Raw genomic sequence first — 7,027 nt, 5'->3', positions numbered from 1 at the left:
CCTCCTCTACCGCCACGGTAGACAAGCCGCCACCCCAACCACACCCAGATCAGCGAAACCCCAGCTCAACCGTCCCTGGAAAGGATCCGCACCCTTCCTGGAAGGCCGTGGTTGCGCGGTCGACCAGGGATTCGGTCTCCGCCAGTTGCCGCTCCAGAGCAGGCTGGTGGGAGGCATCGGTGACGAAGACCGAGCAGGTCAGGCAGGCATTTCCCTTGTCGCAGTTCTGCAGTGGCGGCAGCAGACACCAGCCGTGGGGAAGGAACCGGTCGGCGCGGTTGAACAGGTGGAGGCTGTCGTGGTCGTTGTGGGAGAAGGCGAGCTGGGTGCCGTCCGCCTTGAGCTTGGCGGTGGCCAGGAAGGCCTGCTCAGCGTGCTCCTGGCGGGCAGCGATGTAGTGCATCGACATCGAGGGGGTGGCATGCCCGGCATAGCGCATCAACACATGCACAGGTAGGCCGAGTTCAGCGAGCCGGGTGAGTTTGGTGTGCCGGAACCGGTGCGTGTGGCTGAGCTTCACCGGCTTGCCCTTGCTGTCCCGAATCTGGACGACGTCGCTGAAGTTGCGCAGGGCCCGGCCATAGGTGCCCGAAGCGTAGGGCTTGGAGCCAGCGAGGTTGCTGATGCGCTGGGTGAACAGGAACCGGGGCTCGATGTTCGGGAATTGCTCACGGATCCACTGCCGCTGTTCCTCGATGACCGCGGCGACTTCGCGGTCGATGAGGATGGTGTCCGGCGCGATATCGATCTTGCTTTGGGCGTAGCGGAAACGAGCGACCTCGCCGTCTGCGTCCGTCGGCCCTTCTGCTGACGAGAGGCAGTCGAACTCGCAGATACGGACCTCGCTGGCGCGGCGACCGGTCAAGATCTGGAGCAGGATCATGCGCATGGCCTGCGGATCGCCGAAGCCTTCGGCCGAGACCTGGGTGCCGTCGCTGCGGGTGACGGTCATCTGCTGCCCGCGTGGCAGACCGATCAGAGGCAGCGCGGCGGTGATCTGCGCAAGGGCGTGATCGTCGACGTAGTGCTCGTCGTTGAGATCGTGTTGCCGGGGTGTGCGCAGGGATGCCTGGTGAAACCAGCTAGCCGCGTGTGCCTCGGTGACGCGTTGCCAAGGCGATGACGGGCCGAGAATCGAACGAGCCTCAGTCGCATTCTCTGCAACGAATGCGAACAGTTCACCGACTGCTTGCAGGTCGTTGTTGATGAGTCGGGGGTGCACCACGCCTTTCTCTGACCGGTCTCGTGGCCGGAGCCAGCGGTTGGCCGGGTCGGCGTCCCAGTGCCGGAATGCCGCCGCCTGGGCAGGTGCCGCTGCGGAGTCGCCGAGCACGTCCGTGGAGTCGTCGAAGGCGACCGTGAGCCATCGGTCGAATCGCACCAAGAGCCGGGTCTGGCTGATGGTGGACCAGCGCATGGTGCCGGCTTCCAGGCTGGTGCCCAGGTGCCATTTGACGGCGGCGCGAAGCCAGGTGTGCTTGATCCGGCTGGGTGAGACACGGCTGTTGTGTGGTTCTCGCGGTGAGATGGGAATTCGCGGATTGCAGCGGGGATGCCATACGTCCAGCTCCCACCAGGGCCCGTCATGGCAGCGCGCGATCATGGCCCAACGGGCGAATCGGAACACGGCTCGCAGGCGGCTGCGGCCATGCTCGGGGAGGAGCTTCTTCCAGCGGGTTGCGTAGAACCAGGCGAGCAGTGCTTCGGCTGTCTCCCAGCTCATCTCTCGGATTGACGCGGGGAACGGCTTGTTTTCCTTCATCGCCAGGCGCAGGACGAGCACGAACTGGTTGATCGGTTGGACCGAGGCGGGTGTGCCGTCCACGACTTCCTGCCAGTGTGCCATCCAGGCCAGCTCGATCTGGAAGGTCTCGGGAAGCCCGGTCAGGATGAGATTGTCGTGGTGGGCCCCAGGGGCGGTTCGCCAGTTGGGGATGTCGGGGCCGATGACTGGACCTCGCCAGGCGTCGGGGAGGTCGCGGCGGAGACGGTCGATGGGGTCGATCTGGCCGGCCAGGCGCAGACGGCGGAGATCATCGCTCACTGTCGGCCACCTGCCATCCGCTGGTGTACGACTTCCAGTTCGCAGCGGCCCGCAGAGCCTCGTCCTCCCGGACCCAGCCATATAGGTCAAGTGTGGTCTGAACATGTGCGTGCCCGAGGCGGCGGGAGACCACCCACTCAGGCGTGCCAGCCAGCAGCAAGGCGGTGGCGTGGCTATGGCGGAACCAGTGCGGCGTCCACGACGTCGGCCCGATGTTCTTCCTGCGCAGGGCAGCGGTCTTGTCCCGTACTGTCCCATCCCGCAAGGCGGCCAGCAGCGGGGGCCGATCAAGGTTCACCAGAAGCGGCGATTCTGTATTAATCTCCCGGCCCAACTCGGATGACCGGCATGCCAGATGGGTTAGATAGTCGACGAACAGTCGCTCCAGGTCAGTGCCGACGTAAACCCGCCGCGGGCGCATCATCTTCACCCTTGCCCCGTTCTGATTGTCCTCGCGCGGCACGATCTCGACATAGGGCGTGCCGCCCCGGCCCATGATGAAGTCGCTGATGCGCAGACCGAGGGCCTCTCCCAGGCGCATCCCGCTCTCCGCGAGCAACGCGAACAGCAGTCGGTCGCGCAGGTTCCCCGCCCACTCGCCACTGGAGCGGTCCGGTCTCGCGCAGCCGTCCAGGATCGCCTGGATCTCCGTCGGCAGCAGGAGCGGCGGTCGCTCGCGATGGCGATGCCGCCGTACCCGGACCAGGGAGGACGGGCTCGGCGCCGTGCGGGCATCCAGGTGCGCGAGTAGCCCGCGGGCGGGGGCCCGACGTGGCGTTCCGCGCATCAGTCGACCCGCGACCGGCACCGAGAAGACCGCCTCCTGCCAGCGGTAGAAGGAGATCAGCGCAGCAAGCCTGGCCTCCAGCGTCTCCGGCGCGGGCGCTTCCTCGGGCTCGACCAGGGCGTGCTCGGCGGTGCGGCCGTTGCGCAGCCAGGACAGGAACCCGGAGACCGCCGGGACCCCGAGATCCCGCCACTTTGTGGTCTCGTCGCGCTGTTCGAGGAATGTCCACCACTGGGCCAGCGACGTGGCATAGCCGCGGACGGTGTTCGGCGACCACAGGTGCCGGTGAGCCTCCAGCCACTCCTCTATCGGGACGACCGTCCGGTACTTCTCATCTACTACGGTCCACGTCCGCCGCCCACTCTCAGGCCGGACTGCCAAGCTGTGTGCCATTGATGCTGTTCCGTCTCGTTGAGAAACACCCGTTGATAGCAATGCATCAACGACACAGAACGCTCACGGTGACGCTCATCAAAGACATAGAAGAGATGAGCTCAGGCCCCGTTGATAACGCTGGGCGTGAGCACCGTGACGGTAGGCGGGATGGTGAACAGGTGCTCGAGGGCCAGCTGCTGGAGCGCGGCGACGGAGTCGTTGCCGTGGGTGGTGTCGACGTCCAGGTCGATGCCGATGAGGCGGCGCGGGGCGCGCCCGCAGGCGATGCCGTAGCCGGTGGCTCTGGGGGGCGGCGGCGAAGAGCGCGCGGACGGCGGCCGGATCGGTGGTGGCGTCGTGGACGCCGTGACCGGGCAGCCCGCATTCCCCCCGGCAGCGCACGGGCGGGTCCTCGTCGTGGTGCGGGGAACGCAGGGCGGGGAGCTTGGTGGCGGACAGCGGGAAGACGGGGAGCCCGCGCTCGGCGGCGGAGAGCGCATGGGCCAGGGCCAGGGTGGCGGTCTGCCGGTCGGTAGTGGCCATGGAGGCATTTTCGTACAGACGTTCGAAGAAGGGAAGGGGGCGTGTGCGGGTGATGGTGCGCCGGCCCGCGCGGGGTTTAACCGGCCACCCTCATCCGTGCGGGGGAACCGCGGGGCCCGTGCGGTTCGGCGGAGAGGCTGTGGGCAGTTCTGCTCCGCGACGTCGCGACCAGCGTCGGAGCGGCCGGCCGGCCGCTCCGGAATCAGCCGTAACAAGCCGCTTTCCGGTTCCTGGAGGAATTGACATGGCACGTACCCGTACCGCCCGCGCCCTCGCCGTCGTTGCCGCGCTCCCTCTGGCCGCCGCTCTGTTCGGTGGAGTCGCCGCGGCCGACAACGGCGCGTTGGCGAGCGACGGATCGAACGCGGGGGTGGCGACCATCGGGTCCGGCGGTGTCGGTGGTGACAACTCCGGCAACTCGTCCACTTCGCAGCAGCAGGCCGTCGGCGCGGGGGCCTCCAACCACAGCAACTCCGCGCAGGTGATCGGGTCGCCCTTCGCGTACATCGACCAGTCCACCACCTTCGTCTACGTGACCTTCTCGCCGCTCTGGGTGAACTGAGCGGGAGCCCGTGCGGCAGTGGCGCCGCCGCCGCCGCACGGGCCGGTTTCGTGCGCCGGGGAGCGGGTGTCCCCGGGGTGAGGACCCTGAGTGCGGCCGGGGCCTCTCCACCTTCAGGAGGTGAGGCCCGCCCCACCCCTACAACCTGAGGCGGACGTGGCTTCGGGACCTGGGGCCGATCCCCTCGCGGGTGCCCGCTCCTAGCGTGGAGACATGACCACGCCAGTCTGCGCCGGTGCCTCCAGGGCGGTCGCCGCATCCGCAGGACACCGCCGCTATCCGTCGTTCTCGTCGTACGTACGGGCGCGGGGGCCCGTGCTGCTGCGCACCGCGCGGTCCCTCACCGCGAACCCGAGTGATGCCGAGGATCTGCTGCAGACCGCTCTCACCAAGACGTACGTCGCCTGGGAGCGGATCGAGGACCACAGGGCCCTCGACGGCTACGTACGCCGCGCTCTGGTGAACACCCGCACGTCGCAGTGGCGCAAGCGCAAGGTCGACGAGTTCGCCTGCGAGGAACTGCCGGAGAAAGAGGCGCCGCCCGCTCCCGACCCCGCCGAGCAGCAGTCATTGCACGACGCGATGTGGCGGGCCGTGCTCAGACTGCCGGACCGCCAGCGGGCCATGGTCGTCCTGCGGTACTACGAGGACCTGAGCGAGGTGCAGACCGCCGCGGTGATGGGTGTGTCCGTCGGGACGGTCAAGAGCGCCGTGTCGCGGGCGCTCGGGAAACTCCGTGAGGACCCTGAGCTCAGTCCCTTGCGGTGAGGTCGTCCTCGCCCGCGACGGCCCCCGGACCTGGCCCCCGTACAGCGATTCCGGCTCTCCGGCGCCGCGCCAGCCCGGCCCCGTCATGTCGGCCGACATCGATTCGTACTCCCGGAAGTAGTGACATACCGCGTGGTATGTGAGCAGAATCAGCGCACTCTTACCGCCGCGTAGCGCCCACCGGGAGGACGCCGTGCTGAGCACCATGCAGGACGTACCGCTGACTGTCACCCGCATCCTGGCCCATGGAATGACCATTCACGGGAAGTCGCAGGTGACGACCTGGACCGGCGAACCGGAGCCGCATCGGCGCAGTTTCGCCGAAATCGGTGAACGCGCCACGCAACTGGCCAACGCCCTGCGCGACGAGCTGGGCGTGGACGGTGACCAGCGCGTCGCGACCCTCATGTGGAACAACGCCGAGCACGTCGAGGCGTACCTGGCGATCCCCTCGATGGGCGCCGTGCTCCACACGCTCAACCTCCGGCTCCCCGTCGAGCAGCTGATCTGGATCGTCAACCACGCCGACGACAAGGTCGTCCTCGTCAACGGTTCGCTGCTGCCGCTGCTCGCGCCGCTGCTCCCCCACCTCCCCTCGGTCGAGCACGTGGTGGTCTCCGGAACCGGCGACCGCTCCGTGCTGGACGGGGTCACGCCCCGGGTGCACGACTACGAGGACCTGATCGCCGGACGGCCCACCACCTTCGACTGGCCGGAGCTGGACGAACGCCGGGCGGCCGCCATGTGCTACACCTCCGGCACCACCGGTGACCCGAAGGGCGTCGTCTACTCCCACCGCTCCGTCTACCTGCACTCGATGCAGGTCAACATGGCCGAGTCGATGGGCCTGACCGACAAGGACACGACCCTGGTCGTCGTGCCCCAGTTCCACGTGAACGCGTGGGGGCTGCCGCACGCGACCTTCATGACCGGCGTCAACATGCTCATGCCCGACCGCTTCCTCCAGCCGGCGCCGCTCGCCGACATGATCGAGAAGGAGCGCCCGACGCACGCGGCCGCCGTCCCGACTATCTGGCAGGGGCTGCTCGCCGAGGTCACCGCCAAGCCGCGCGACCTGAGCTCCATGACCAGTGTCACCATCGGCGGCTCTGCCTGTCCGCCCTCCCTGATGGAGGCGTACGACAAGCTGGGTGTCCGGCTCTGCCACGCCTGGGGGATGACGGAGACGTCGCCGCTCGGCACCATGTCCAACCCCCCGGCCGGGCTCACCGAGGCGCAGGAGTGGCCGTACCGCATCACGCAGGGCCGTTTCCCGGCGGGTGTGGAGGCGCGGCTGGTCGGCCCCGGAGGGGAACACCTGCCGTGGGACGGCGAGTCCGCGGGGGAGCTGGAGGTGCGGGGTGCCTGGATCGCCGGCGCGTACTACGGCGGCGCGAACGGCGAGGACCTGCGGCCCGAGGACAAGTTCAGCGAGGACGGCTGGCTGAAGACGGGTGACGTCGGCGTGATCAGCGCGGACGGCTACCTCACGCTCACCGACCGGGCCAAGGACGTCATCAAGTCCGGCGGTGAGTGGATCTCCAGCGTCGAACTGGAGAACGCGCTCATGGCCCACCCGGACGTGGCCGAGGCCGCGGTCGTCGCCGTCCCGGACGACAAGTGGGGCGAGCGCCCCCTCGCGACCGTCGTGCTCAAGGAGGGCGTCACGGCCGACTTCGGCGCGCTCAGGACCTTCCTCGCCCAGTCCGTCGCGAAGTGGCAACTGCCCGAGCGCTGGACGATCATCCCGGCGGTGCCGAAGACGAGCGTGGGCAAGTTCGACAAAAAGGTGATCCGCAGGCAGCACGCGGCCGGTGAACTGGACGTCACACAGCTCTGATCCCGGCGGCCCGGCACACGGGCCGGGGCGCAGGACGAGGGCGGTACGGGTCTCCCCGCACCGCCCTCGTTCCGTGCGTCCGTCGTGCGTGCGTCGTGCGGCCGACGG

At 68.4% G+C, this 7,027-nt stretch carries 5 protein-coding genes and 1 pseudogene; 3 read left to right on the top strand and 3 right to left on the bottom strand.

The window, feature by feature from the left end; genetic code table 11:
• Positions 1-49: 49 nt before the first annotated feature.
• From ACFU5K_RS25190 to ACFU5K_RS25180, 3 genes and pseudogenes are all read right to left on the bottom strand, one after another.
• Complete coding sequence (locus tag ACFU5K_RS25190) at positions 50-2,044, bottom strand: tyrosine-type recombinase/integrase (RefSeq protein ID WP_384065540.1); 1,995 nt, start codon at positions 2,042-2,044, stop codon at positions 50-52.
• Positions 2,034-3,224, bottom strand: a complete 1,191-nt coding sequence (locus ACFU5K_RS25185; RefSeq protein ID WP_384065538.1) for a tyrosine-type recombinase/integrase — start codon at positions 3,222-3,224, stop codon at positions 2,034-2,036. Before ACFU5K_RS25185 ends, ACFU5K_RS25190 begins: the two co-directional genes overlap by 11 nt.
• Positions 3,225-3,343: 119 nt before the next feature.
• Positions 3,344-3,749, bottom strand: a pseudogene (locus ACFU5K_RS25180) (bifunctional DNA primase/polymerase); the annotation flags it as partial.
• A gap of 244 nt (positions 3,750-3,993) precedes the next feature.
• Between ACFU5K_RS25180 and ACFU5K_RS25175 the strand changes: the two are divergent.
• The 3 genes from ACFU5K_RS25175 (at position 3,994) to ACFU5K_RS25165 (ending at position 6,919) form a co-directional block, all read left to right on the top strand.
• Entirely contained in the window at positions 3,994-4,311 is a 318-nt protein-coding gene (locus ACFU5K_RS25175; protein WP_384065536.1) for a hypothetical protein, read from the top strand.
• A 213-nt stretch (positions 4,312-4,524) separates the two neighbouring features.
• The gene (locus ACFU5K_RS25170) at positions 4,525-5,079 is read left to right on the top strand and encodes a SigE family RNA polymerase sigma factor (protein WP_384065535.1); all 555 of its coding nucleotides are present in this window, start codon (positions 4,525-4,527) and stop codon (positions 5,077-5,079) included.
• Positions 5,080-5,272: 193 nt separating this feature from the next.
• A complete protein-coding gene (locus ACFU5K_RS25165; protein WP_384065533.1) occupies positions 5,273-6,919 on the top strand; it encodes a long-chain fatty acid--CoA ligase in 1,647 nt (548 codons plus the stop codon).
• Positions 6,920-7,027 lie beyond the last annotated feature (108 nt).

It is taken from the genome of Streptomyces sp. NPDC057428 (assembly GCF_042803195.1).
In the GTDB taxonomy this organism is placed as follows: Bacteria; Actinomycetota; Actinomycetes; order Streptomycetales; family Streptomycetaceae; genus Streptomyces.
The sequence above is the reverse complement of the archived record's forward strand: the minus strand, read 5'-3'. Positions and strand labels throughout refer to the sequence as shown.

What these genes read in the sequence shown, in the direction of transcription:
- ACFU5K_RS25175 (WP_384065536.1), top strand. Translation starts at nt 3,994, where the DNA reads ATGGCACGTACCCGTACCGCCCGCGCCCTCGCCGTCGTTGCCGCGCTC.
- ACFU5K_RS25185 (WP_384065538.1), bottom strand. Translation starts at nt 3,224, where the DNA reads ATGGCACACAGCTTGGCAGTCCGGCCTGAGAGTGGGCGGCGGACGTGG.
- ACFU5K_RS25170 (WP_384065535.1), top strand. Translation starts at nt 4,525, where the DNA reads ATGACCACGCCAGTCTGCGCCGGTGCCTCCAGGGCGGTCGCCGCATCC.